This window comes from Streptomyces sp. NPDC059832, assembly GCF_042731715.1.
Taxonomy (GTDB): Bacteria; Actinomycetota; Actinomycetes; order Streptomycetales; family Streptomycetaceae; genus Streptomyces.
Genome location: NZ_JBHWIY010000027.1, coordinates 34,233 through 57,110, shown reverse-complemented (window position 1 = coordinate 57,110; position 22,878 = coordinate 34,233). Strand labels below are relative to the sequence as shown.

Below are 22,878 nucleotides of genomic sequence, written 5' to 3'. Positions count from 1 at the left end.
GTGAACCACGAACCGTGAATCGCGAAAACGCGCGTCGCCGCCGCGACACCCGGTGACGGGCATCGCGGCGGCGACGGGTCTTTCACGCGGTCACGGCTTGGGCAGCGCACACCCCGCACGGTCGAGGTCGAACTTGTTGCCGGCGCCGATGCACGGCACGATGCCGTACGTCTCCTGGGCGTAGTTGATGCCCTCGCGCACCGTCACATTGCCGCTCTCGTCGACCTCGCACGGGTTGTTGTCCGTGCACTCCTGGCCGTCCTCGTTGCCGGTGTTGTTGACGGCGACGACCTTGCCGGTCGCGTTGTCGATCACCGGGGAGCCGGACGTACCGCCGATGGTCTGGCAGGCGGAGGTGTAGCGGACCGAGTCCTTCCAGGTCCACTCCCCTTCCTTGAGGCGGTAGACGAAGCCGTCGACGTTGCAGGCGTACGTGCGCTTCCAGTACCCGGACACGACGGTGATCGCGGTGCCCTGGACCGGGTGCGCGGTGTTGAGCTCCAGCGCCTTGATGCCGTACTTGCTCTCGATCTGGGCGTAGGTGCTGGTGAGTTGGTACACCGATATGTCGGTGTCGGTCATCGTCCCGTACGCGATCTTGCTCGCCCGCAGGGTTCCGACACCGCTGCCCGAGGCGTTCAGCAGGGTGAAGCTGCGGGTGGACGGCTGGTCGAGCACGACCTCGCCGGGGCCCGGGAATCCCGTCTCCATGCAGTGCCCGTTGGAGAGCACGAGCGCGGGGTCGCCGGGCTGGGAGTCCGGGGTGCGGACGACGGAGCCGGAACAGTTGCTGAGCGCCACGGTCCCTGCGAAGTTGACCGCCTTGGGCCGGACCTTCTCCTTGACCGCGGTGGGCGACGCCGCTTCGTGGCCGGTTGACGCGGTTGCGGGCGCGACACCTGCCCCGAGGAGCAGGACAGCGAACAGCGCACCGACGAGAGGCTTCTTCATGTGGGGGTCCCCTCAAGTGACCTGGGCAGGGTCCTGATGGCCCCCGCCCACCGAAGTTCCCTTCGGATTTGACATGCGCATGTTGGCGCACTGAAGGGGCCCCCACAAGGGGCGGTTTCAAGCCATCAGGCCCAGGGCCCGTCACGCGGCGGCCGGCTCCACCGGGATCCACAGCTCGGCCGAGGCCTCTCCCGCGACCGGCGACGGCCCGGCGCGCAGGATCTCGGGACCGGGCCTGCTCCGGTACGGATTGGACGGGAACCACTGGGTGAACACGTCCCGCCACAGGTACTGGAGCGCCTCGGGGAAGGGCCCGGAGCTCTCGAAGACGGCCCAGGTGCCCGCCGCGACCACCAGCACGTCCAGGTCGTCGGGCGCGTCCGCACCGGTCACCACGGCGTGGTAGTAGTCGAGTTCGGTCCCCTCCGCACGGCTCTCCGCGAGGTTGTCGCTCACCTGGACGATGCCCGCCGGCTGCTGATCGGACAGCGCCGCGATGCGCCCCGCGATCTCCTTGCCGATGCCCCGGACGAACTCGGCGATGGCCGGGTTGACCCCCTCGTGCACGAGAGGAACCCGCGCCTTCCTGCCGACCACCCGGAACACGTCCTTCGCCACGATCCGGTATTCCATGCTGCTGCTCCCCTCGACCACGAGACGGAAGGACATCCGGGGCTGGGACCGCAGAACCGCACCGGCCCGCCGGGCCTCGCCGGGACCGACGCCGTGCATGGCACGGAACGCCCGCGCGAACGCCTCCCCCGAGGAGTAGCCGTACCGCACGGCGACCTCCAGCAAGGTCCGCTCCCCGTGGAGCACTTCGGCACCCGCGAGCGTCAGCCGCCTGCGCCGTACGTACTCCGACAGCGGCATCCCGGCCAGCGCGGAGAACATCCGCCGGAAGTGGTACTCCGATGTCATCGCGATCCGGGCCAGCTCGGCCGCCTCGATCCGCTGATCGAGACGGCCCTCGATGTGCTCCATGGCCTGGTTCAGCTTCTCCAGCACCCCGGCCTCCTTCCCTTACGGGCACCCACGCCAGGAACCGCGCACCCCCGCGGGCCCGACATCCTGTGCCCGGTGCGGTCGGGTCGGGCGCGGTGGCGCGCCGAAGCGGGCCAGACAGTGCCAGACCTTCTTCAGTGACTGGGGGTCGTGGCGGCCGGAGCGGACGGCGTCACCGATGATCCGCGGGTCGAGGAGGCCGTCCTCGGCGATCTCGGTGCCGAGTTCGACGAACTCCGCTCCCCGGTAGCCGGGATGACGCCGCAACCGCTCGACGGTCAGCCGGAATCCCGGGTGCCACTCCGTGCGGCAGGGCAGCCGGCGGGCCGCCTCCTCGACCGGGGTGGACCGGTAGCAGGGGTCGAGCACCAGGGCCTCCACATGGCGGTCGAGGACGACCGGGCCGTGGATCTGCGCCTCGATGTAGTCGTCGAGCGCGTCCCGCTCGTCGGCCTCGGCCAGCTCGATGAGGTGCATCCCGGACGCGACACCGAAGTCCACCGGCTCGGCCGCACTGTCCGGGTAGCAGAAGGTGGCGCGCGGGAGGGTGTCCGCGGTCAGCCGGAAATACGCGGATCCGAACCTGGGGGCAGCGCCGACGGCGGCGTCGCGGAAGTTCAACGCCCCGTAGACCGGACGCTGTTCGCCGGGAGCCGTGTCGTAGGCCCCGTCGAAGATCCGGCTCTCCCAACGCCATCTGTCCCCGCCCGGGTGTGCCGTGAGACCGCCGTTGCTCGTGCCGGTCACGAACTGCGAGCGGTAGACGCCGTCCCGCGCCAGAGCGACCAGGACCGGCCGACCCGCCGCCTCCCGGTCGGGATGGAAGTTCAGCGTCAGCCGCAGCGAGGCGTCGACCGGCCGCCCCGACGAGAGGGACGCGACATGGCCGAGGGCCCGGCCCTGCGGGGACGGGCCGGTGTGCGGCGGTGCGGTGGTGTCGCGCATCAGGGCCTCGCGTTCCGCGCGTCCACCCTCGCCGCCTTCAGGACGTCGTAGCCGACGAAGTCGAACATCCGCTGTCCTGGTGCGAGTTCGCCCGGTTCACCGGTGAAGCGGTGCGCACCGACGCCGTACCCCGCGTCCGGTTGCGACAGCCACAGCCGCTCGAAGCCGCGCTCCTCGAACCAGTCGCAGACCAGCGGCACCCGGTCGGGCGCGGCGCGGTTGCGGGTCCAGACGACGGTGCCGCCGGGCCCGCACAGCCGGGTGCAGATGTCGATGGTGCGCTCGATGCCGGCATCGACGACATTGCCGAACACCCCGCAGACCAGCACGAGATCGGCCGGTGCGAGATCGGAGTAGTGATCGGTGAGCGAGGCGTCGCCCGTCACCACCTCCACTCGCGTCAGCCCGGCCGTGCGGACCGACTCCCGGGCCGCTGCGGTGTTCCCGGGGTCCAGCTCCACCAGCCGGGCCCGCACGTCGTCGCGCCGGGGGTGGTCCGCCAGCACGCCGATGAGATCACGGCCCTGGCCGGCGCACACGCTGATCGCCCGCAGCGGACCGGGAGGTGCGGTGTCCAGGGCGTCCCGGATCCGGTCCTGGACGGCGCGCAGCCGCCGCGCCAGCCATGAATCGGGGACGTCGTACGCGTCGTGCCATGCCTGCCAGTCCATGGCCGGGACCCTACGACCGGGGCACCGGACACGTCATGCGAGTTCTGCCGCTCCCGTCGCACCCGTACGACGGTTGCGGCCGCCACAGGGTTACGCGGCCTCCGTCGCGGCCGCTTCCCTCGACAGCTGCACCGCCTGGCGCAGGCTCAGGCCCGGCTCGGCTTTGCGCAGTGCCTTGACCGCCGCGACCGCGTCGAGCGGACCCTGGTGGCCGCCCGCCCGGATCCGGCGCCCCGCCCAGCGGCCCCGCAGCTCGGCGTCGGGTGCGCCGGCCGCGTCGGCGACCACGGCGAGGGCCCGCTCCAGGCCGGGGCGTTCCTCCGCGCCCGCGGTCTCCAGCGCCTGCCGCAGCGCCGCGCCGATGGCTTCCGCGTCGCGCACCACGACTACGGCCAGGTCCTGCTTCCCGCTTCCGATCATGTGGTCATGGTCCCCGGAGAAGGTCGCCCTCTCACCCGAGTTGAGCAACATCTGAGGTACGCAGGAGGCGCCTGGGTCCCGAGGACCCCTCTGTTCCGCCTTCCGCACCCGCATGCCCCTCGGTCAGGGCATACGTCACGCCCGCACGCCCCGAACGCGTCCCGCGTCGTGGCGCATCTCACCCGTCCGTGTCCGTCACGCCCCTGTTCCACCGCATTCGAAGCCCCGTCGCCGTCCCCGCCCGGCGTTCCCACGGCGCCGGGCGGTGGGGGCATGGCGATGGAAGACGGGGAGGGCACCCGGGTGGGGCAACCGGAGGGGAAAGGCCGGGCGGGGTGCGGGGTGCGGTCGTAAGCTCCCAGACATGCAGGTCATCCAGTCCACGAAGCTCGCCAACGTCTGTTACGAAATCCGGGGCCCCGTGCTCGAGGAGGCGATGCGGCTGGAAGCAGCCGGTCACCGCATCCTCAAGCTGAACACCGGCAACCCTGCCGCGTTCGGGTTCGAGTGCCCGCCCGAGATTCTCGAAGACATACTGCGCAATCTCTCCGGGGCGCACGGCTACGGCGACGCGAAGGGGCTGCTGTCCGCGCGGCGGGCGGTGATGCAGCACTACCAGACCAAGGGGATCGAGCTCGACGTCGAGGACATCTACCTGGGCAACGGCGTCTCGGAGCTGATCCAGATGTCGATGCAGGCGCTGCTCGACGACGGCGACGAGGTCCTCGTACCCGCTCCGGACTACCCGCTGTGGACCGCCTCGGTGTCGCTGGCCGGCGGCACCGCCGTGCACTACCGGTGCGACGAGCAGGCCGACTGGATGCCGGACCTCGCCGACATCGAGCGGAAGATCACCGACCGCACCAAGGCCATCGTGATCATCAACCCGAACAACCCGACGGGTGCGGTGTACGACGACGAGATGCTGCGCGGGCTGACGGAGATCGCCCGGCGCCACAATCTGGTGGTCTGCTCCGACGAGATCTACGACCGGATCCTGTACGACGGGGCGACCCACACCCCGACCGCGACGATCGCGCCCGATCTGATGGTGCTCACCTTCAACGGGCTCTCCAAGAACTACCGGGTGGCCGGATACCGGTCGGGGTGGCTGGCGGTCTGCGGCCCGAAGGCGCACGCCTCCTCGTACATCGAGGGGCTGACGATCCTCGCCAATATGCGGCTCTGCGCCAATATGCCCTCGCAGCACGCCGTGGCCACCGCACTGGGCGGGCGGCAGTCGATCGAGGACCTGGTGCTGCCGGGAGGACGGATCCTGGAGCAGCGCGACGCGGCGTACGACCTGCTGACGCAGATTCCGGGCGTGACCTGTGTGAAGCCGAAGGGGGCGCTGTACCTCTTCCCGCGCCTCGACCCGAAGGTCTACAAGATCAAGGACGACCGGCAGATGGTGCTCGATCTGCTGCGGGCCGAGAAGATCATGGTCGTGCACGGTACCGGGTTCAACTGGCCGGAGCCCGATCACTTCCGGGTCGTGACGCTGCCGTCGACCGAGGACCTGACGGACGCGGTGAGCCGGATCGCGCACTTCCTGGACGGGTACGGCCAGCCTTAGGGCCGGTCCGGCGGATCAGGGTCGGACAAGCCCATGCCGCGCCCCCCGACGATTTCACGGACACCAGAATCGATCGCGGATAACTTTAGACTAAATCCAAGGTAGGATGGTTCCACTGCAACACCAGGAGGCCATCCATGTACGAACCGATCCGCACCAAATCGGTCCACACACCGGCCGACCACGCCGACGACTTCCCGCACCGTTCCCGCGAGGAAGAGCTGGACATCCAGCTCGCCGGGCACCTGGCCGCACTCCTCGCGGTCACCGACGAGCTGGGCCTCGACGAGGCGGGCGACCGCATCGCCGAGCAGGTCGCCAGGCTGCGCGGCGCGCCGCCCGCCCGGCACGCCGGCCGGACCGACGCGCCCGCACCGGCGCTCCACCGCCGCGCCCACGCTCTCGCCGGCCGCGCACTGGTGGTCGCCGCGTCCCGCGCCGACACGGCCGTCGCGATCCTCGCGGCAGAGCGCATGGACGCGCACACCGCGGCGCTCGCCGCCACCCCCGCCACCCCCGCCGCCGCCCCGCTGGTCGGCGCCCGCTGACGGCCCCGGTCCGCGTGCCGTCGAGGCGCGTGGGCCGGGTGCCACCCATTCCGTGACGCTCGGGCGGACGCTTGCGTCCCCGTTGCGTACTGGGATCAGCGCTTAACCTTCCGTCCACCCAACTCCGCCTGGAATGTGGGTTTCCGCGAGCAGGCTTCGCGTGTGAGACGCATCGTGGGAATCGTCCTGGCGGTGCTGCTGATCGGCGGAGTGGCAGTGGCCGTCGCAGCAGGCCGCGACAGCAAGGACAAGAGCACGGCAACGAAGACCGTGCGTGGAGTGATCGGTTCGGAGAAGGCCGAGTTCTTCGCCGATCCCGACGTGGTGAAGGCCCTTGCCGCCAAGGGACTCACCGTCAAGGCGGAGACATCCGGGTCCTGGGCCATGGACCAACTCCCCCTCAAAGGTTACGACTTCGCCTTCCCCGGCTCGAAGGCCCCGGCCGACGAGCTGCAACGCCGTTCCGCCGTCAAGGGCGGGCCGCTCAGGCCCTTCTACTCTCCGCTGGTCGTCGTCGCGCACCGCGCCGCCGCGCAGGTCCTGGCCGACAACGGGCTCGTGACCCTGAGCGGAAAGTCCAGCGGCAAGCTGCTCATGGGGCCCTACCTCCGGGCCGCCCGTACGGACCGGACCTGGCAGCAGCTCAAAGGGGCAGAAAAACACGCCGAGTTGACCGGAACGGTGTTCATCACCAGCACCGACCCCGTCTCGTCCAACTCCGGTGCCCTCTACCTCGCCGCCGCCTCGTACGTCGCCGACGGCGGCCGGGTCGCCGCGGACGAGGCCGCGATCGACCGCACCGCACCGCTGCTGAGGAAACTGATCCAGGTACAGGGGGCGCAGCAGACCAGCAGCGACGCCCCGTTCCGGGACTTCATCAGCGGGGTCGGCAATCCGCTGGTGCTGGTGTACGAGTCACAGGTCGCCTCGCTGCTGATGCAGCGGCAGGACGCCGGGGACCTGGTCCTCCTCTACCCCGACACCACCGTATCCAGCGACCACACCCTCGTGCCGCTGACCGCGACCGGCCGACGGCTGGGCGAACTGCTCTCCACCGACCCGGAGTTGCGCAAGCTCGTCGTACGGCACGGTTTCCGGCCCCAGGGCGCCGCGGCCGAGTTCACCGCGGCCACCGCCGGCCACACCGACTACATCGACCAACAGCTGACCGGTGTCCGCCAGGCGCCCGTGCCCACCGCCACGGTGCTGCGCGCGATGGCGCGGCGGACCCGCGGCTGACGACACACGCCTCCCGGGAGACCTCAGCCATGACCGAAGAGCCGCAACCGCTCGCCCTCACCCCGCCGGGCGACTCCGCCCCGCCGCTCGTCCTGACCGCGCCGGAGCCGGTCGCCCCGGTCCGTGCCGAGCAGGCCGCCGGTCTCGTACCGGTCGACGAGTCGGTACGGACGGAGATGACCCGCCGCGCCACCGAGTACGTCGGCGGCCTCGCCGGGCTCGATGCCCGGTCGCCCGAATTCACCACCCGGATCGGGGAGATCGCCGCACTCGGGCAGGGCGACATCCGCAGTGCCGCCCAGCAGTCCAACCGGATGCTGGACCGCACCGTCCGTTCGCTGGCCGGGTCCGGGTCAGGGGGCGTGGACGCGCAGACCCGGGTCGGCTCGTCCCTGGTCGAGCTGCGCCGCACCGTCGAGGACCTCGACCCGCGCGACACCCCGGGCCGCGGTGCCCGTCGGCTGCTGGCCAGGCTTCCCGGCGGCAACAAGCTCCGCGACCACGTCGCCAAGTACGCCTCCTCCCAGGCCACCCTGAACCGGATCGTGGGCTCGCTGCGCGGCGGGCAGGACGAGCTGCGCCGCGACAACGCGGCCCTGCACACCGAGCGCACCCGGCTCTGGGAGACCATGGGCAAGCTCCAGGAGTACGTCGTGCTCACCGAGGCGCTGGACGGCGCCGTCGAGCAGCGCATCGCGCAGGCCGCGGCCACCGACCCGGCGCAGGCGGACGCGCTGCGGGCCGATGTGCTCTTCCCCGTGCGGCAGAAGCACCAGGATCTGCTGACCCAACTCGCGGTCTGCGCACAGGGGTACCTCGCGATGGATGTCGTACGGCGCAACAACGACGAGCTCATCAAGGGCGTCGACCGGGCCGCGACCACCACCGTCTCCGCCCTGCGGATCGCCGTGATGCTCGCCTCGGCGCTGGAGAGCCAGCGCAAGGTGACCGAGCAGGTGCAGGTGCTGCGCTCCACGACCGAGGACCTGATCCGCGGCAACGCGGAGATGCTGGCCGGCCAGAGCGGCGAGATCCAGCGCATCGCGGCCGATCCGGCGGTGGGCGCGGAGACGCTGCGCACCGCGTTCCAGCAGATCTACCGGACCCTCGACGCCATCGACACGTACAAGGTGCAGGCCACCGAGTCGATGGCGGCGACCGTGGAGTCGCTGACCGCCGAACTCCAGCAGGCCAGTGCCCATTTGGAACGCAGCCGGTCGGCCGGTCCGCTCGACGGCGGGGGGCTGGGATGACGGGCCACCCCCGGCGGCGGCTGAGACGGCTGCGGCGCCGGGTCGCCCGTTCGCTCGTCGCGCTGCTGGCCGTCGCCGTGCTCGCCCCGCTCGCCGCCTGCTCCGGGTCGGACGACGGCTCGTCCGGCGGGGCGTCGGGCGGACCGGAGAAGGACGACGGCAGACCGCGGGCCGGCACGCTGCGGGTCCTGGCATCCAGTGAACTCGCCGATATGAAGCCCCTGTTGGAACAGGCCAGGAAGGCCACCGGAATCACTGTGCGGCCCACCTGGACCGGCACCCTCGACGCCGTCGAACTGCTCGGCTCCGGGAAGGCGGACGGAGCGTACGACGCGGTCTGGCTGTCGTCGAACGACTATCTGCGGCTGCACCCGGACGCGGCGAGGCGCATCACCTCGGAGACTCCGCTGATGACGTCGCCGGTCGCCCTCGGGGTCCGCCCGGCGACCGTGCGGCGGCTGGGCTGGCGGCCTTCGGACGTGACCTGGTCGCAGGTGCACCGGGCGGTCGCCGAGAGCCGGCTGACGTACGGAATGACCGATCCGGATCGTTCCAACTCCGGTTTCTCCGCGCTGGTCTCGGTCGCCTCCGCGCTCTCGGGCGCCCAGTCCGCGCTGACCGACGCCGATGTCCGCGGGGCGAGCGCAAAGCTGACGGAGTTCTTCGCGGGGCAGCGGCTGACCTCCGGCTCCTCGGGCTGGCTGGCCACCGCGTACGCCCGGCGCGGCACCGTCGACGCGCTGATCAACTACGAGTCGGTGCTGCTCTCGCTGAACCGCGACAGCCACACCGGGCTGACCGTGATCCGCCCCCGCGACGGGGTGGTGACGGCCGACTACCCGCTCAGCGCGCTCGCCGCCGCCGCTCCGGACGCCAAGGACTCGGTCCGCGCGCTGACGGAGTACTTCCGGACCCCGGCCGTCCAGCGGAAGCTGACCCAAGACACCTTCCGCCGCCCGGTCGTGCCCTCGGTACGGCCCGCGGCGCCGCTCACCGCCGACGCGCGCCGCGAACTGCCGTTCCCCGGCTCGCGATCCGTCGCCGACGGGCTGCTCCACAGCTACGAGAACAAGCTCCGCCGGCCCTCGCGCACCGTGTACGTGCTGGACACCTCCGGCTCGATGGCAGGGGAGCGGCTGAAGGCGCTGAAGGCGGCCCTGACCGGGCTGACCGGGGACTTCCGGGAACGGGAGGAGGTCACGCTGCTGCCGTTCGGCTCGTCGGTGAAGCAGGTCCGTACGCACACCGTCGACCCCGCCGACCCGCAGCGGGGCCTGGCGGCGATCAAGGCGGACACCGCCGCGCTGACGGCCGGTGGCGAGACGGCGATCTATTCGAGTCTGAAGTCGGCCTACGAGCAGATCGGCGACGGCACCGAGTCCGCGTTCACCTCGATCGTGCTGATGACGGACGGCGAGAACACGGCGGGCGACACGGCCGGCGGATTCGCCTCCTACTACCGCGCGCTCCCGGCCGCGCGACGGGTCACCCCGGTCTTCCCGGTCGTCTTCGGCGACTCGGACCGCCAGGAGCTGGACCGGATCGCCGAACTGACCGGCGGCCGGCTCTTCGACGCGACGAAGGAGCAGGGGCCCGGCTCCCTGGACGGCGCATTCGAGGAGATCCGTGGATACCAGTAGACCGCCCGGCGGCCCGGGAGACAGGCCCACGAACAGGGTCCTGGCGTATGTCGAGTCGCGGAAGAACCTCACCGGGAGCGCCTGCGGGATCGCCGGTCTCGCCCTCACCTTCACCGGGCTCGCGGGGGCGTACTGGCCGGTGGTGGTCCTCGGGCTGTACGGCGCGGGCGCGCTGATCGCCCCGCCCGAACGGCCGCCGGTCCCGGTCTTCCCCGACCCGTCGACCCAGCTGGACGCGCTGCGCACCGACTACCGCGCACTGTGCGGGTATCTGGACGAGGTCGAGCTGCCGCCCGCCGCGTCCGGCCGGCTCACCGAACTGACGGACCTGCTCGACGGGCTGCTCGCCCCCGGACCGGTGGCCGAGGCCCTGGCCGCCGACCCGGAGGGCATCCACGTCCTGGCACGCGCCGTGCGCCAGGACATCCTGGAGTCGGTCGACGCGTTCGTACGGATCCGCCCGTGGACGCGGATGGTTCCGGGCACGGAACCGCCCGAGCGCCATCTGGAACAGCAGCTGACGCTGTTGCACCGGGAGGTCGAGGGGCTGGCCACGGCACTGCGGGAGGCGGAGGCGCGGCGCCAGCAGACCCATACGCGCTATCTGGAGGACCGGGGCCGGAACGGGTAGTGCCCGTTCCGGCCCGCGGGCCGCGGTTCCAGGGGTTTACGGGCGGCTCCCGTCAGCTGCGTACCCCAACTGAGTCCCCCACAGGCTCGGTCGGCCCCGGCCGACCGAGCCGGAGGCATGTGAAGGAACATCGAATCTTGTGGAGGTACCGTGCGCAAGGGCGGGGCGATGCCGGGCCGTTCCTCATGAAAACGGCAGGAAAAGGGCGGAGCAGGGGCGGAACATGGGGCGGCCCCCGGAATCATGAGGGGATTCCGGGGGCCGTACCGCGGCGGGCTGTCGACCCCACAGGTCAGGGCGGATGTCCGAGACCCGGCCGCGGGGTGTGCGGGGCGCACCCGCGCGGGGTGCGCCCGGGGGCGTCAGCCCAGGCGCTGGACCAGCGCGCGGTACTCGTCCCACAGCTCCTTCGGCGTGTGGTCGCCGAAGGTGTTGAGGTGCTCGGGTACCAGCGCCGCCTCCTCGCGCCAGACCTCCTTGTCCACGTCGAGCAGGAAGTCCAGGTCGGACTCGGAGAGGTCCAGGCCCTCGGTGTCGAGCGAGCCCTTGGCCGGCAGGATGCCGATCGGGGACTCGACGCCCTCGGCCTTGCCTTCGAGGCGCTCGACGATCCACTTCAGGACGCGGCTGTTCTCGCCGAAGCCGGGCCACACGAACTTGCCCGCGTCGTTCTTGCGGAACCAGTTCACGTAGTAGATCTTCGGGAGCTTGGCCTGGTCCTTGTCGGCACCGACCTTGATCCAGTGGTTCATGTAGTCGCCCATGTTGTAGCCGCAGAACGGCAGCATGGCGAACGGGTCGCGGCGCAGCTCGCCGACCTTGCCCTCGGCGGCGGCGGTCTTCTCGGAGGCCACGTTGGCCCCGAGGAAGACGCCGTGCTGCCAGGTGAAGGACTCGGTGACCAGCGGGACGGCCGAGGCGCGGCGGCCGCCGAAGAGGATGGCCGAGATCGGCACGCCCTTCGGGTCCTCCCACTCGGGCGCGATGATCGGGCACTGGCCGGCCGGGACGGTGAAGCGGGCGTTGGGGTGGGCGGCCGGGGTGTCGGACGCGGGCGTCCAGTCGTTGCCCTTCCAGTCGGTGAGGTGGGCCGGAGCGGTCTCCGTCATGCCCTCCCACCACACGTCGCCGTCGTCGGTGAGCGCGACGTTGGTGAAGACGGAGTTGCCCCACATGGTCTTCATCGCGTTGGCGTTGGTGTGCTCGCCGGTACCGGGCGCGACGCCGAAGAAGCCCGCCTCCGGGTTGATCGCGTACAGCTGGCCGTCCTCGCCGAAGCGCATCCAGGCGATGTCGTCGCCGATGGTCTCCACGGTCCAGCCGGGGATCGTCGGCTCCAGCATGGCGAGGTTGGTCTTGCCGCAGGCGGACGGGAAGGCCGCCGCGACGTACTTCGCCTCGCCCTGCGGCGGGGTGAGCTTGAGGATCAGCATGTGCTCGGCGAGCCAGCCCTCGTCACGCGCCATGACGGAGGCGATACGCAGCGCGTAGCACTTCTTGCCGAGCAGGGCGTTGCCGCCGTAGCCGGAGCCGTAGGACCAGATCTCGCGGTCCTCGGGGAAGTGCGAGATGTACTTGGTGGAGTTGCACGGCCACGGAACGTCCTCCTGGCCCTCCGCCAGGGGCGCGCCCAGCGTGTGGACGGCCTTGACGAAGAAGCCGTCGGTGCCGAGCTCGTCCAGGACGGCCTGCCCCATGCGCGTCATGGTGCGCATCGAGACGGCGACGTACGCGGAGTCGGTGATCTCGACGCCGATCGCGGAGAGCGGGGAGCCGACGGGGCCCATGCAGAACGGCACGACGTACATCGTGCGACCGCGCATCGAGCCGCGGAAGACGCCCTTCTCACCGGTGAAGCTGTTTCCCTCTTCCCCGGTAAAGATGGCCCGCATCTCGGCAGGGGCCTTCCAGTGGTTCGTCGGACCGGCGTCCTCCTCCTTCTCGGAGCAGATGAACGTGCGGTCCTCGACGCGGGCGACGTCGCTCGGGTCGGACGCGGCGTAGTACGAGTTCGGGCGCTTGGCCTCGTCCAGCTTCGTGAAGGTGCCCTTGGCCACGAGCTCCCCGCACAGGCGCTCGTACTCGGCCTCGGAACCGTCGCACCAGACCACTCGGTCCGGCTCAGTTATCGCTGCGATCTCGTTCACCCAGGAAACGAGCTCCTGGTGATCGGTGGGGACAGTGAGGGGAGCCGCGATGTCGCGCGCCACGATCGCTCCTTGTTGAGGGTATCTGTTTGGTAGTTGCCCCGTGGGGGCTGCGACCCGGATGCTTCGAATCCCGTTGGCGCTCATCCGGTGCCGACCGCACTCATTTGATCATCCGACCGTTTCACCCATATGTCCAGGGGGCCGCACACGTGAGCATTGCCACTCGTATCGGTTACCTACGGTCGCGTAGGTACGATGCGGGAATGACTGCTGCCGCCGCCGAGCCCGCGTCCGCCGGGCTGGAACCAGCCGAGTCCGACACCGTCCCGGCGAAGCCGCGGATGCGTGGCTGGCTGCACGCCGGGATGTTCCCCGCCGTGATCGTCGCGGGGGTGGCGCTGATCGCGTTCACGGACAGCGCCCTCGGCCGGATCGCCTGCGGGATCTACACCCTGACCGCGTGCCTGCTGTTCGGTGTGAGCGCGCTCTACCACCGGGGCACCTGGGGTCCGCGCGGCGAGGCGGTGCTCCGCCGGCTCGACCACGCCAACATCTTCCTGATCATCGCGGGCACCTACACCCCGCTGACCCTGCTGCTGCTCCCGAAGTCCACCGGGACACCACTGCTCTGGGCGGTCTGGGCGGCCGCCCTCGCGGGGATCGCCTTCCGGGTGTTCTGGGTCGGCGCCCCTCGCTGGCTCTACACGCCCTGCTACATAGCGATGGGCTGGGCCGCGGTCTTCTTCCTGCCGGACTTCCTGCGGACCGGCGGGATCGCCGTGCTGGTGCTGGTCGTCGTCGGCGGGCTGCTCTACAGCGCCGGCGGCGTCATCTACGGCATCAAGCGCCCCAACCCCTCGCCCCGGTGGTTCGGCTTCCACGAGGTGTTCCACTCGCTGACCCTGGCGGCCTTCGTCGTGCACTACGTCGGCATCTCGCTGGTGGCCTACAACCACCACTGAGCACCGTTCCACCCCCCGAGTCCCCCGTGGCCGCGACTTTCGAAGTCGCGGCCACTCGGCGTGCGGGGCGCCCGCTGCGCGACGGGCATCGGCGCGCCGATCCACGCAATCGTCGAGGCCCCGGACGCGGCATGAGCGTCGCCCTGCTCGTCACCTCTGCCGCGGCCCTGGTGTCCGCACTGGTCGCGGCGTTTACGACGGACCGCCCCGCCCCGTCGCAGGAGCGGACGGACATGGCCCCGGCGCCCGTCGATGCCTGACAATGGAGGCCATGGCCGCCATCTCCCGTACCCCTTCCGTTTCCGCGCCCGGCGCGCAGCCCGCTCCGGGTCTGCGCGAGCGGAAGAAGCTCAGGACCAGGATCGCGATCCGCCGGGCGACGTACCGGCTGATCTCCGAGCAGGGGTACGACGCGACGACGATCGAACAGATCGCGGAGGCGTCCGAGGTGTCGCCGAGCACCGTCTTCCGGTACTTCGCGACCAAGGAGGACATCGTCCTCGCCGAGGAGTACGCCCCGGTCGTGGAGGCCGAGCTGCGGAACCGGCCGGCCGGCGAACCGCCGCTGGAGTCGCTGCGGTTCATCATGACCGAGGCGCTGACCGCGTTCCTCGCGAGCGAGGAGGAGGAACTGCGGCAGCGCACCCGGCTGATGGTGGAGGTCCCCGCCGTCCGGGCGCGGATGACGGAGACCATGTCGGACACGGCGAAGTTGCTGGCCCAGGCGCTCGCCGACCGCAGCGGCCGCGACCCCGACGACCTGGAGGTCCGGGTGCTCGTCGCGGCGGCGCTGGGGGCGCTGCGCGAGGTGACGCTGTACTGGGGCGAGCACGGCCAGGAGGGCGACCTGATCGCGATGATCCACCAGGCGCTGGACAGGCTCGAAGGCGGGCTGACGCTGTAGAGGCCGTCTCTCCGGCCCATTTTGTCCCGACATTTGTGACATTCGGTCGAGACATGCGTTCGTTCCTGACGAGGCCGCAAGCTGAGCCGTCCCGTCCCGCGCGACATCGCCGCCCGCTCAGCTACGGCCCGGCGTCCCGCGCGACCCCGCCACCCGGCCGGCGGCGTCGTGCGACGGGACCCGTTCTCGCGGGTGAAGGCGGAGTCCGGCGTGGGCCACCGGCCGCCCTCAGTCCCCCGCCGGGCTCGCCCCGAGGCTCCGCGCCAGCTCCTCGCAGTCCGTCGTCGGCGCATCGCACACGAAGTGCCTGCACACATACGCGGTCGGCGCCCCGCCCACCATCGGCCGGTCCGCCAGCAGCGGGAACTCGGCCCCGGCCGTCTCCCCCGCCGCGACCACCGCACCCGGCGCCGTGCCCAGCAGCGCCGTACGGTGCAGCTCGCCGCCGACCGGTCCGGCGACCGCGACCTCGCGCGGCCCGTCGAGCAGGGCCTCCGCGACGGCGAGGCCCCAGCCGGTGAACCGGGGAACCCGCGGCCCGAGCGCCTTCACCACACCCAGCGCCCCCTCCGCGGCGGTGCGATGCGCCTCGGAGCCGGTGTGCGCGGCGTACGAGAGCAGCGCCCCGGCCGCCGCCGTCCAGCCCGCCGGGGTCGCATTGTCGGTGGGGTCCTGCGGGCGGCGGATCAGCCGCTCGGCGTCGTCCGCCGTGTCGTACAGCCGGCCGCCCTCGCCGGTGAAGTGCTGGAGCACGATGTCGAGCAGGAAGCCGGCGAACTCCAGCCAGACACCCTCGCCGGTGACCGAGGCCAGGGCGAGGAAGCCCTCGGCCACGTCGCCGTAGTCCTCCAGCACCCCGGCGTGCCCGCCGGACCGCCCGTCCTTGGACGTACGGTCCAGCCGGGCGACGTCGCCCATGTGCACCCGTACCAGCAGATCCGCGGCCTCGGTGGCGCGCTCGACGAGGTCGGGGCGGTCGAAGTACGCGCCCGTCTCGGCGAGCGCGGCAATCGCCAGACCGTTCCAGGCGGCGACCACCTTGTCGTCCCGCCCGGGGCGCGGGCGCAGCTCACGGGCGGCCAGCAGCGCGGCCCGCACCCGGGCGACCCGGTCCGCGTCCGCCCCGGCGTCCGCCCACGGCAGCCGGAGAACCGAGGCGCCCTCCTCGAACGTGCCCTCCTCCGTCACCCCGAAGTGCTCCGCGGCGAAGGCGCCGTCCTCCTCGCCGAGCACCTCCCGCAGCTGCTCGGGCGTCCATACGTAGTACGCGCCCTCGACATGCCGGCCGGCCCCGTCCTCGCTGTCGGCGTCGAGCGCGGAGGCGAAACCGCCCTCCGGCGTGCGCAGCTCGCGCACCATGAAGTCGGCGGTCTCCAGAGCGACCCGGCGGGCCAGTTCCGAGCCCGTCGACCGCCACAGGTGTGCGTACACCCGGCAGAGCAGCGCGTTGTCGTAGAGCATCTTCTCGAAGTGGGGTACCAGAGGTCCATCCGGGCGAGGCGTGAGTACGTACCGGTGGAACCCGCCTCCCACCTGGTCATACAGGCTCGAACGAGCCATCGCGCCGCACAGCCCCTCTGCCATCTCCAGCGCAGCCACGGAACCGGCACGCGCGTGGTGGCGCAACAGGAACTCGACCACCATCGACGGCGGGAACTTGGTGTCTCCCTTGAACCAGCCGCTCGCGGGGTCGATGTCCCGGGTCAGCTGGAGGAGCGCCAGGGCCTGATTCTCGTCGGTGGGCAACCCTGCGGACTCGATACTCAGCTCCCGCCCGACAAGGTCCCTAGTGATCTTCGCGGCGACTTCGCCCACCTCGTCGCGTCGACTTGTCCACGCGCTGTGGACGCCTTCAAGTACCTGCCGGAAGGACGGCATCCCATGGCGGGGTTCCGGCGGGAAGTACGTGCCGAAGTAGAACGGCTCCCCGTCCGGCGTCATGAAAACGGACATGGGCCAGCCGCCCTGTCCCGTGGCGGCCTGCACCGCCTCCATGTAGACGGCGTCCACGTCGGGCCGCTCTTCACGGTCCACCTTCACGGCCAGGAAGTGCTCGTTCAGGTACGCGGCGGTGTCGTCGTCCTCGAAGGACTCGTGCGCCATGACATGGCACCAGTGGCAGGCGCTGTAGCCGACGCTCAGGAACACAGGGACGTTGCGCCGTCGGGCTTCTTCGAACGCGCCGGCCTCCCATGGCCACCAGTCGACGGGGTTGTCCGCGTGCTGGAGGAGGTACGGGGACGTGGCCTGCGCAAGTCGGTTCGGCATACCCCCATCCTCGCGCACCCGGCCTCCGCCCCGCCCATGCGCCACAGGGGCAGCGCACGAACGGGGCGGACAAGGCCCGACTCAGTGCGCGACGGCCTCATGCAGGACTCAGAGCCGTCATGCCCTCCCCGTTCGGGGCTCACGAATGCCGTGGCAGCACCTGGTGCAGCCGGTCCCACACCTCGGCCTCGTGCCAGTCCCGCAGCCGGCGCCAGCACGTCATCCCGGACCCGAAGCCGAGCTCCTGCGGCAGCCACTCCCACTGGATCCCGGTGTGCAGCACGAACAGGATGCCCTGCAGGCAACCACGGTTGTCCAGTGGCAGCCGGCCGGGACGGCGCGGACGCCGCTGCCTGACCGGCAGCAACGGCTCGATCCGCCCCCACAGGTCATCCGGCACCATCCACGGAGGACCGTTCTCGTTCAACGAGCCAGCCAGGAAGGGGATATGGCTACGACCAGGCTCTCCATTAGGTGCTCTGACTCCCGCAGCTGACGGCCTGCAAAATAGGGTGCAGTCGGCTGAGCTGGGGTGGTAGGTAAGCGATGTGACAGAGAGTCTTGAGTATTCCGCCCTGCTGCAACTGATCGACGAGCGGTCGGCCGCGTTCCGGAGTGCGGTTGCCGCCGCGCCCAGCCTTGACGCGCCGGTGCCATCCTGCCCCGAGTGGACGTTGTTCGATCTGGTGCAGCACCTGGGTACGGGCCAGCGCTGGTGGGCCGCGATCGTCGCCGCGGGCCCGGCCGAGGCTCCGCCGGCCAAGGATGCCGCGGAGGTGCCGCGCGAGCCCGAGGCGCTGCTGGCCTGGTACGCCGAGTCGAACGAGCTGCTGCTGAGTGCGCTGCGCGAGGCCGGCCCGGAGCGCGAGTGCTGGGCGTGGTGGGGCGCCGGCGTGTCGCCGGCGAATGCCTGGGGCGTTGCCCGGCGCCGGGTGCACGAGCTGCTGGTGCACACCTACGACGCCCAGCTCGCCGCAGGCGCCGTGCAGCCGATGCCGGCGGACGTCGCGATCGACGGCGTGGCCGAGTTTCTCGACACCTGCAACTCCACCCCGGCGGCCTGGCCGCACGAGGCCGCCACCATCCACTACCACGCCACCGAGGGCCGCTCCTGGCTCCTCGCGCTGGACGGCACCGGCGCCTGGCCCGCACCCCTCACGGACGACGCCGCGCCCGCCTCCGCTTCGGCCACGGGCACGGCCGAGCAGCTGCTCCTCTTCGTCTGGGGCCGCCTCACACTGAGCGACCTGAAGATCGAGGGCGACCAGCAGGTGTTCGAGCAGCTGATCGCCTGGGAGCCCGAGGAGTAGCCAGTCAATACCGCCAGCGGACGGCCTCGATGACGTCCGCGTCGGTGAACATCGCGAACAGCTCCGCCTCCGCGCGGCGGACGGCCAGTACGGCCTCGTACAGCTCGGGCCCGAGCGCCTCGCACAGCACTGCCGACTCAGCCAGGAAGGGGATATGGCTACGACCAGGCTTTCTGTTGGGCGCCCTCCGCCCCGGTGCGGGCATGGTGACGCAGCAGGAACTCGATGGTCATGGACGGCGGGAACTTGGGCGCCCCGCCGAACCCGCCGTGCTTCTCGTCGTACTCGCGGGTGAGCCCGAGCAGCGCCTGCGCCAGTTCCGCCTCGCCGGGCAGCCCCTCGCCGCCGTGGACGAGGGAGCGCTGGGTGAGGTCGTGGACGATGCGTCCGGCGACCTCGGCGACCTCGTCGCGGCGCTCGGTCCAGGCGGCCGAGACACCTTCGAGGACCTGCTGGAAGGACGGCATTCCGTGGCGCGGCTCGGGCGGGAAGTACGTGCCGAAGTAGAAGGGTTCGGCGTCGGCGGTCAGGAAGACGGTCATCGGCCAGCCGCCCTGACCGGTCGCCGCCTGCACGGCCTCCATGTACACGGCGTCGACGTCGGGCCGTTCCTCGCGGTCGACCTTCACCGGGACGAAGTGCTCGTTCAGATAGGCCGCGACCCGGTCGTCCTCGAAGGATTCGTGCGCCATCACATGGCACCAGTGGCAGCTCGCGTAGCCGACGCTGAGCAGCACCGGCACGTTCCCCTGTGTGCCTCCTCGAACGCCTCGGGCGACCAGGGCCACCAGTCGACAGGATTGTCGGCATGCTGGAGGAGCTACGGGGAAGTCTCACGGTCCAGGCGATTCGGCATGGCCACATCCTCTCTCAGCCCCGGTTGATCGCATCACTCTCTCGCGCTGACGCGCCGTACGCAGGAGACTGGGCGGCGATGCCGGCCGATGCCGTCGCAACCGTCGTATCCGGAGGGGGACACACATGCGGGACAGCCATCGGGCCGAAGCCGAAGGGCTGTTGGTGCGCGCCGTGGAGGAAGAGGTGCGGCGCTCGGGCGGCCGGGCCGACGCCGGGACGCTGACGGCGCGCGGGCGGGCGGCGCTGGATTCGCTGACGGCCGCCGCGGACGACGAGTACGCCGCGTATCTCCAGGCGCTGGACGCCGCGGAGGCCGGGACGCAGCCGCTGTCGCAGCGGTTCAGCCGGGCGGCGATGGGAACACCCCTGCTGGTCACCGGAGTTGCCGCGGTCGCCGCCTTCGGCGCGGATGTCGCGTTCGGCACGGCGACGGGACCGGCGCTCGGCGCGGGCGCCGTCGTCGCGGTCGCCGGGGCCACCGCCACCGTCGCCAAGGTCACCGCCTCGCACTGGCCCGCCGCCCACCGCCGGGCCGGCGCGCTCGGGCAGCCCGGCGGCGCCGAACAGCTGCGGCTCCAGTGGCTGGCGGCGCTGGAGGTACGGGGCATCCGCCCCTTCATCGACCAGCAGCGGATGCTCACCGCCTCGTCCCGCTCCCCGGCGAAGAAGGTCCCGCCGCAGTCGCGGACCGCTCCGTCGCTGCGCCGTACGGACCGCAGCGCGGCGGCCCGTACGCGCTCGCTGCTGGAGCAGTCGTTCGGCCATCTGCCCGCGTCCGACGGACCGTTCGCGGGGCGGCGGGCCGAACTGGAGCAGATCGCCCGGTGGGTGCGGGAGGCCCGCGCGTCGACGGAGACCAAACCGACCGTCGTCGTCCTGCACGGCACGCCCGGCTCCGGACGCACCACGCTCGCGGTGCGGGCCGCGCACGGCCTGAAGGACCTGTTCCGCGGCGCCTGCGTGGTGGACCTGCGCGGCGATGTGGCCGGTGAGGCGCCGCTGCCGACCCGTGACGCGCTGCTGCACCTGCTGAACCGGCTGGGCGCGCCCCGTGAGCAGCTGCTGTTCCGGGACGGGGCGTCCCCCGGCGGGGCGGACCCGTCGGCCCGGGGCAGGGCGTCCGCCGAGCAGCAGGTGCGGCGGCTGAGCGAGCTGTACCACCAGCATCTGACCGGCACCCCGGTGACGATCGTGCTCGACGACGCGGGCGACGCGGAGCAGGTCCGCACGCTGGTCCCCGAGCGTTCCGACAGCCTCGTCCTGGTCACCGCCCGCGAGCCCCTGGAGCTGCCGGCCGACATCCCGGCCCGGGTCCACCACCTGCCGGTCGGCGCGCTGGACGCGGCCGGCGCCGAGGAGCTGCTGCGCGAGACGGCCGGGACGGAGGAGGGGCCGTACGACGCGCGGGCGACGGACACCGTCGCCGAGCTGTGCGGCGGGCTGCCGCTCGCGCTGCGCATAGCGGGCTCCTCGCTGGGGACACGCACCCGCGACGCCCTCGCCGCCGATCTCGCCGGGTACGGTCCGCTCGCCCCGGTCGAGCGGGCACTGTGGCTGCGTTACACCGACCAGTCCGAGCAGGCGCGGCGGCTGCTGCGCCGGCTCGCGCTGGCCGGGCGGGCGAGCCTCGGCGCCGCCGCGGCGGCCGCGCTGCTGTCCGCCGACGAGCAGGAGGCCGAGCGGCTGCTGAAGGCCCTGGCCGGGGCCGGGCTGCTGACCCATGTGCGCGGCTCGCGCTACCGGCTGCACGACCTCGTACGGGGCTTCGCCCTGGCCCGGCTGCGGGACGAGGAGGAGGCGGCGGACCGTACCGCGGCACAGGAGCGGCTGATCCGGAACTACGCGGACCTGGCCGGTGCGGTGATCCGCATGGTGGACGGCAAGATGTCCACCCGGGCCGGTCAGTTCGGCTCGCACGGCTTCGGTTCGCTGGACTCGGCGCTGCGCTGGCTGGACGACGAGTCGAGCTTCATCACCTCCGCGCTGCGGCACGCCGAGGGTGTCGACCAGGGGGCCGTGCTGGACCTGCTGGGCGCGTTGTGCGACTACTGCCTGCTGCGCGGCGACCTCTACCGGCTGGGCGAGATCAGCGAATTGACGCAGGCGGTGGACCAGGGGCTGCTGGAGCGGTCCGTGCAGTGGCGTACCGGCATCGCGGCCCGTCAGCTCGGCGAGCTGGACAAGGCCCGCACCACCCTGTCGTCGGTCGTCGGCCTGTACCGCGAGGCGCAGAACGAAGCGGGTACAGCGCTGGCGCTCTGCTCGCTCGGCATCACCCTGCACCACCAGGGCAATCTGACCGAGGCGTCGGCGCGGCTGCGCGAGGCGATCGAGCTGCAGTCCTCCGAGGAGCAGGCGGAGGACCGGGCCTGGTCGTTGCACGCGCTGGCGGCCGTCGAGCGCGACCGGGCCCGGCTCGCGGAGGCGCTGACCCTGCTGGACACCGCGCTGGCCCTGCACCGGGAGGGCGAGTCGCTGCACGGCGAGGCGTGGACCCTGTTCCAGCTCGGCCAGACCCTGCTGCGGATGGGCGAGGTGGAGCGGGCCGAGGACGCGCTGCGCGGGGCCCTGGACCTGTACGGCCGCACCCGTGACGAGCGGGGCGAGGCATGGGCGCTGACCCAGCTGGCCCGCGCCCGGCTCCTGGACGGCGACCCGGCCCCGGCCGTGGAGCAGCTGAACGGGGCGCTGGCCCGCCACCGCGACAACGAGGACGCGCGCGGTGAGGCGTGGACGCTGTTCTACCTGGGCCAGGCGCTGGAGGAGAACGGCGACACCGACCCGGCCGTCCGGCAGCTGGAGCGGGCCCGGACGATGTTCTCCCGGATGCGGGACGTGTACGGGCTGGCGTGCGCCCGCCACCACTCGGGCCGGGTCACCCGTGACCAGCGGGCGGCCCAGACCGGGAACCTGCGCAACTCCGGCTTCGCCCGCCAGCTCCTGGTGGACGCCCGCGCCGACTTCCGGCGCATCGGGGTCGCCCACGGCGAGGCGTGGACGTGCCTGGAGCTGGCCCTGATCGACGCGGGCAACAACCGTGCCCCGCAGGCGCTGGAGCTGTGCGGCGAGGCGGTGGAGCTGTTCGACTCCTACGGCGACGCGCGGGGCGCCGACTGGGCGCGCTTCCTGCGCTGCACGCTGCTGCCCTACGCGTCACCGGGCGGCAGCGAGGTGGGCACGGTGGTGGCCCAGCAGGAACTGGCCGAGCTGCTGGGGGCCGGGCATCCGGCGCGCGACGGCAAGCTGGAGGACTGCGCGGAGGCGTTCACGGTGGTGCTGAACCGCGGTGTGGACCTGGAGGACGGCTGGCAGGCATGGCGCCTGGGCATGACGCCGACGCGTCATGCCCGGGAGGTCATGGGCGTACCGGTCCCGGCCGGGCACGGCCCGTCCGGCGCTTGAGGACGGCGTCGGGTCCGGTCCGGCCATGAACCGGCCGGACCGACGCCGGGCGACGGGGTGGCGGGCCGGGACGTCCCGGGCAGCCCCCCCCCCCCTCCGTCTCTCCTTCCGCTTCCCTAAACCCGCCCCAACGATGGCGTCAGAC

Annotated in this window: 19 protein-coding genes and 2 pseudogenes; 11 read left to right on the top strand and 10 right to left on the bottom strand. The window is 71.7% G+C overall.

Annotated elements, in window-relative coordinates; genetic code table 11:
* Nucleotides 1-90 precede the first annotated feature (90 nt).
* The 5 genes from ACFV8T_RS33860 to ACFV8T_RS33840 all read right to left on the bottom strand — a co-directional run bounded on the left by ACFV8T_RS33860 (nt 91) and on the right by ACFV8T_RS33840 (nt 3,992).
* A complete protein-coding gene (locus ACFV8T_RS33860) occupies nt 91-951 on the bottom strand; it encodes a serine protease (RefSeq protein ID WP_385335057.1) in 861 nt (286 codons plus the stop codon).
* 141 nt (nt 952-1,092) lie between these two features.
* Entirely contained in the window at nt 1,093-1,959 is an 867-nt protein-coding gene (locus ACFV8T_RS33855; RefSeq protein ID WP_385335055.1) for a helix-turn-helix domain-containing protein, read from the bottom strand.
* 15 nt (nt 1,960-1,974) lie between these two features.
* Complete coding sequence (locus tag ACFV8T_RS33850) at nt 1,975-2,901, bottom strand: DUF3626 domain-containing protein (RefSeq protein ID WP_385335053.1); 927 nt, start codon at nt 2,899-2,901, stop codon at nt 1,975-1,977.
* The gene (locus tag ACFV8T_RS33845) at nt 2,901-3,572 is read right to left on the bottom strand and encodes an SAM-dependent methyltransferase (protein ID WP_385335051.1); all 672 of its coding nucleotides are present in this window, start codon (nt 3,570-3,572) and stop codon (nt 2,901-2,903) included. Before ACFV8T_RS33845 ends, ACFV8T_RS33850 begins: the two co-directional genes overlap by 1 nt.
* A 90-nt stretch (nt 3,573-3,662) precedes the next feature.
* Nucleotides 3,663-3,992: a hypothetical protein gene (locus tag ACFV8T_RS33840; protein ID WP_385335049.1), complete on the bottom strand. Its 330-nt coding sequence runs from the start codon at nt 3,990-3,992 to the stop codon at nt 3,663-3,665.
* Nucleotides 3,993-4,356: 364 nt separating this feature from the next.
* Between ACFV8T_RS33840 and ACFV8T_RS33835 the strand changes: the two genes are divergently transcribed.
* The 6 genes from ACFV8T_RS33835 to ACFV8T_RS33810 all read left to right on the top strand — a co-directional run bounded on the left by ACFV8T_RS33835 (nt 4,357) and on the right by ACFV8T_RS33810 (nt 10,879).
* Nucleotides 4,357-5,568, top strand: a complete 1,212-nt coding sequence (locus ACFV8T_RS33835) for a pyridoxal phosphate-dependent aminotransferase (RefSeq protein ID WP_266415026.1) — start codon at nt 4,357-4,359, stop codon at nt 5,566-5,568.
* Between the two features lie 137 nt (nt 5,569-5,705).
* Nucleotides 5,706-6,116 carry a hypothetical protein gene (locus tag ACFV8T_RS33830; RefSeq protein ID WP_385335047.1) on the top strand — a complete coding sequence of 137 codons (411 nt, stop codon included), beginning with the start codon at nt 5,706-5,708 and terminating at the stop codon, nt 6,114-6,116.
* A 135-nt stretch (nt 6,117-6,251) separates the two neighbouring features.
* Nucleotides 6,252-7,355: a hypothetical protein gene (locus ACFV8T_RS33825; protein ID WP_385335045.1), complete on the top strand. Its 1,104-nt coding sequence runs from the start codon at nt 6,252-6,254 to the stop codon at nt 7,353-7,355.
* A gap of 29 nt (nt 7,356-7,384) precedes the next feature.
* Entirely contained in the window at nt 7,385-8,608 is a 1,224-nt protein-coding gene (locus tag ACFV8T_RS33820) for a toxic anion resistance protein (protein ID WP_385335043.1), read from the top strand.
* Nucleotides 8,605-10,248 carry a substrate-binding domain-containing protein gene (locus tag ACFV8T_RS33815; RefSeq protein WP_385335041.1) on the top strand — a complete coding sequence of 548 codons (1,644 nt, stop codon included), beginning with the start codon at nt 8,605-8,607 and terminating at the stop codon, nt 10,246-10,248. The genes ACFV8T_RS33820 and ACFV8T_RS33815 overlap by 4 nt, the downstream gene beginning before the upstream one ends.
* A 40-nt stretch (nt 10,249-10,288) precedes the next feature.
* A complete protein-coding gene (locus tag ACFV8T_RS33810; RefSeq protein ID WP_385335173.1) occupies nt 10,289-10,879 on the top strand; it encodes a hypothetical protein in 591 nt (196 codons plus the stop codon).
* Nucleotides 10,880-11,241: 362 nt separating this feature from the next.
* Here the strand turns inward: ACFV8T_RS33810 and ACFV8T_RS33805 are convergent, their stop codons facing one another.
* Nucleotides 11,242-13,089, bottom strand: a complete 1,848-nt coding sequence (locus ACFV8T_RS33805) for a phosphoenolpyruvate carboxykinase (GTP) (RefSeq protein WP_385335039.1) — start codon at nt 13,087-13,089, stop codon at nt 11,242-11,244.
* A 203-nt stretch (nt 13,090-13,292) separates the two neighbouring features.
* On the opposite strand from ACFV8T_RS33805, the gene ACFV8T_RS33800 reads away from it, so the two are divergent.
* From ACFV8T_RS33800 to ACFV8T_RS33790, 3 genes are all read left to right on the top strand, one after another.
* Entirely contained in the window at nt 13,293-13,991 is a 699-nt protein-coding gene (locus tag ACFV8T_RS33800; RefSeq protein WP_385335038.1) for a hemolysin III family protein, read from the top strand.
* Between the two features lie 131 nt (nt 13,992-14,122).
* Nucleotides 14,123-14,251 carry a hypothetical protein gene (locus ACFV8T_RS33795; RefSeq protein WP_385335036.1) on the top strand — a complete coding sequence of 43 codons (129 nt, stop codon included), beginning with the start codon at nt 14,123-14,125 and terminating at the stop codon, nt 14,249-14,251.
* An 11-nt stretch (nt 14,252-14,262) separates the two neighbouring features.
* Complete coding sequence (locus ACFV8T_RS33790) at nt 14,263-14,895, top strand: TetR/AcrR family transcriptional regulator (protein WP_385335034.1); 633 nt, start codon at nt 14,263-14,265, stop codon at nt 14,893-14,895.
* Nucleotides 14,896-15,123: 228 nt separating this feature from the next.
* Here ACFV8T_RS33790 and ACFV8T_RS33785 read toward each other — a convergent pair whose 3' ends face one another.
* Together ACFV8T_RS33785 and ACFV8T_RS33780 are read right to left on the bottom strand one after the other, a co-directional pair.
* Entirely contained in the window at nt 15,124-17,163 is a 2,040-nt protein-coding gene (locus ACFV8T_RS33785) for a thioredoxin domain-containing protein (RefSeq protein ID WP_385335032.1), read from the bottom strand.
* 154 nt (nt 17,164-17,317) lie between these two features.
* A pseudogene (locus ACFV8T_RS33780) lies at nt 17,318-17,566 on the bottom strand (transposase); the annotation flags it as partial.
* A 145-nt stretch (nt 17,567-17,711) separates the two neighbouring features.
* Here ACFV8T_RS33780 and ACFV8T_RS33775 point away from each other — a divergent pair.
* Complete coding sequence (locus ACFV8T_RS33775) at nt 17,712-18,473, top strand: maleylpyruvate isomerase family mycothiol-dependent enzyme (RefSeq protein WP_385335030.1); 762 nt, start codon at nt 17,712-17,714, stop codon at nt 18,471-18,473.
* 4 nt (nt 18,474-18,477) lie between these two features.
* Here the strand turns inward: ACFV8T_RS33775 and ACFV8T_RS33770 are convergent, their stop codons facing one another.
* On the bottom strand, nt 18,478-18,603 hold the full coding sequence (locus tag ACFV8T_RS33770; protein ID WP_385335028.1) for a hypothetical protein: 126 nt from the start codon (nt 18,601-18,603) through the stop codon (nt 18,478-18,480).
* 37 nt (nt 18,604-18,640) lie between these two features.
* Nucleotides 18,641-19,329, bottom strand: a pseudogene (locus ACFV8T_RS33765) (thioredoxin domain-containing protein); the annotation flags it as partial.
* A gap of 125 nt (nt 19,330-19,454) precedes the next feature.
* Between ACFV8T_RS33765 and ACFV8T_RS33760 the strand changes: the two are divergent.
* Nucleotides 19,455-22,733, top strand: coding sequence for a tetratricopeptide repeat protein (locus ACFV8T_RS33760; RefSeq protein ID WP_385335026.1), 3,279 nt, complete (start codon nt 19,455-19,457; stop codon nt 22,731-22,733).
* Nucleotides 22,734-22,878: the final 145 nt, after the last annotated feature.